The sequence below is a fragment of the Mesorhizobium sp. P5_C1 genome, assembly GCF_054049815.1.
Genome location: NZ_JBFULQ010000669.1, coordinates 1 through 2,592 on the forward strand (window position 1 = coordinate 1; position 2,592 = coordinate 2,592).

Sequence of the window (2,592 nt, forward strand, 5' to 3'; positions counted from 1 at the left end):
GCCCTGAGCGCGCTTGACAGCCTCGCCCGGGGGCAGCCTGCCTGGGCCGGCGCCTGGCGGCAGCGGCTGGCGCTTCGCTGTGCCGCCGCCAGCATGCGGCTCGCCGGCCGGGCCGAGGACGCGGCCGCCCTGCGCGACACTTGGCACCTGCGCCCGGCCGGCGCCGATCCCGGCCCCGCCGGCGCCATCCTCGGCGCCTGGCGGCAATTGGCAGCTCAGCCGCCCGTTACCAGCGCCGACCGGCTCGAAAAGATCGTCGACCAGCTTGGCCTCCACTGGGAGGGCGCTGCGCTCGCAACTCTGTACACGGAAATCGAAGAACGCGCAGGACCGCAGCCAGCGCCATTCGCTGCCGCGGCCGTCGCCGCGCACGTCGTCGCCATGCGCCCCGACTCCGAGCTTTTGGCCTGGTGGCTCGCCGACCTGGTGCTGGCGCAAAGCCTGCGCTGGCCGCGGCCGCTGCCGCTGCTGATGGCTCAGGTTTTTGGACCATCCTTCCGCACCGAGGCCAGCGGCGGCCGGCGCATCCGGCCCGGGGACAAGAATTTTGAACGGGCGGTTTGCGTCGCGCTCGTTGCGGCCGCCGCAGACGCCTGCCGGTTGGCCGCCGAGCTGTCGCGCCGGGCCGAAAAACTCCTGGCGCAAAAACTGCGCGCCAAAGGCGCTGGCGACGTAATCTTTCTGCTGCTCAGTGAAGACGCCGTCTCCGGATCGCTGACGACGAAGAATCTGTCGCGCTTTGCATCGCGGCGGCTGTTCGAGCGGCTGCAGCAACTGGAGGCCGTGCGCGAGCTCTCCGGCCGCACCACGTTTCGGCTGTTTGGGTTGTAGAGATGAGCGAAGCGTCTGCCCGCCGGAAGCCAAACGTTCAGCCGGCTTTGCTGGATATCGAGCTGGAGCACCTTCCGGCCGAGCTGCGCTGGCGCGAGTGGATGGGCCGCGTCGAAGCGGTGATCTTTGCGGCAAATGAACCGGTGACACGTAGTGTCCTCGCGCGGGTGGTGGGAAGAAATTGCAATATCGAGCTGATCATCGACGACATTCGCGCCGAGCTCGCCGGCCGACCCTATGAGCTGGTTTCGGTCGCCGGCGGCTGGCAGCACCGGACCAAGAAAATTTTTGGCGACGCCATTCGCGCCGCCTTCGGCACGGCATCGGGCGAGAGGGCAAAAGAACTGTCCCAGTCGGAGGCACTCGTGCTGATGTGCATTGCCTATTTCCAGCCGATCACCCGTGGCGAACTGTCGAGCTTCTTCGGCAAGGAGGTGTCGCGCGACCTAATCGGCGTGTTACGCGCGCAAGATCTGATCGCCTCCGGGCCGCGCAGCCCGCAGCCGGGCGCGCCCTATACCTATGTAACGACCAAAAATTTTCTGTCGCAGTTCGGGCTCGACACGCTGCGCCAGCTGCCGGATTTCGAGGCGGTTGAGGATGCTGGGCTGCTGTCGAAAGAAAAGCTGCTGGCCGGCGGTATTCCACCCGTTTTGGCTAAGAGGGAGGACGATGTCGTTGAGGACCAAGTGTCGTGAGCGGGCGTTGTGGCGTTGCGACCACAGAGATGGTCGATGACTCAGAACCAGGACGACTGGTCGCAAGGGAGCCGGTCATCGGGACCGTGAACTGCGACATGATCCTCGTCGACAAGATTGGCGGCCGGCGTGACGCAGCGACGGGAACAGGATGCCGCGAAGCCCGGTCGTGACGATCATGTTCGCAAGCTTCCACGATGGCGGGATCTTCTTGTCAATGCGAGCGACCTGGCRCCGGCACAATCCCGTTCCTGCCAAGCGCCATCCCAGATGTCCGGGTCGAATCCCTGGCCGGCGGGACATCGCTGGCAGCCTGCTTGTATTCGTCAAGAGCCGTCTGGGTCGAACGGGACAGATACAGATGCAGATAGAGTGCTTCGACGCCTGCCCGGTTGAAACGACCGCCGTCGATTGCCGCGCCTGCACCGCTGGTGGGCAGGAAGGCCCATTTGGGTGTCAGATAGCGATGGAAGATCTCGTCCGGCCCGACGGGGGTGACCTTCAGCCGCGCGCCCCGTTCTCGAGAACCCGGATGAAGGCCAGGACTGCTTCGACCTGGCCGTCCGCGACGAGTTCGGCCGCCGTCCGATGGCCATCGGCTCATTGCGATACCCGAGATTGCCTTGTCGACGTCGCCGGTGAGCTGCGTCGCCGCCGAAATCACCTTGACCATCTCGCGCATCCGGCCTGCAGGCGCTCTGATGACCGGTTGCGGAGCGTGTTGCGGTGGACGCTGGTCAATTGCGCCAGGTTGGCCACCTTCACGCAAAGCGCCCGCGACAGGCGCTTCGGTTTGGCAAAAGCGGGCATGTAAGGAACCGTTTGGTAAGATCCGTACAGTGAGAACTCATCAAATTTGAATGACGGAACCTCGGGGTCGTTGAAGCGTGCGGTGAGTTTTCGTGCGTGTGACAAACGATAGCGAGGAAACCACTAGCCAGTTCGATCTCAAATCCCTCGCGCTCGCCTACGCCGAAGGCCGGAGGCGGTCAGATGGAGCTTGGACCATGGCGATAATTCTGAACCGTCCAACGTTGCTGAATCAGTGGATACGGTCCTCGAT

The 2,592-nt window shown here is 64.5% G+C and carries 3 protein-coding genes and 1 pseudogene; 2 read left to right on the top strand and 2 right to left on the bottom strand.

Translation table 11 applies throughout. The features are described 5' to 3' along the window. On the top strand, positions 1-831 hold an 831-nt coding region (locus ACXJ7R_RS29635), incomplete at its 5' end, for a DUF1403 family protein (protein ID WP_457154927.1). A gap of 2 nt (positions 832-833) precedes the next feature. Next, positions 834-1,529 (top strand): SMC-Scp complex subunit ScpB, encoded by a 696-nt coding sequence (gene scpB, locus ACXJ7R_RS29640; protein ID WP_457154928.1) that lies wholly within the window; start codon positions 834-836, stop codon positions 1,527-1,529. A 214-nt stretch (positions 1,530-1,743) separates the two neighbouring features. On the opposite strand, the gene ACXJ7R_RS29645 is transcribed toward scpB, so the two are convergent. After that, entirely contained in the window at positions 1,744-2,034 is a 291-nt protein-coding gene (locus tag ACXJ7R_RS29645) for an RES domain-containing protein (protein WP_457154929.1), read from the bottom strand. Beyond that, positions 2,031-2,330 (bottom strand): annotated as a pseudogene (locus ACXJ7R_RS29650) (hypothetical protein); the annotation flags it as partial. The pseudogene ACXJ7R_RS29650 and the gene ACXJ7R_RS29645, both read right to left, overlap by 4 nt. Positions 2,331-2,592 lie beyond the last annotated feature (262 nt).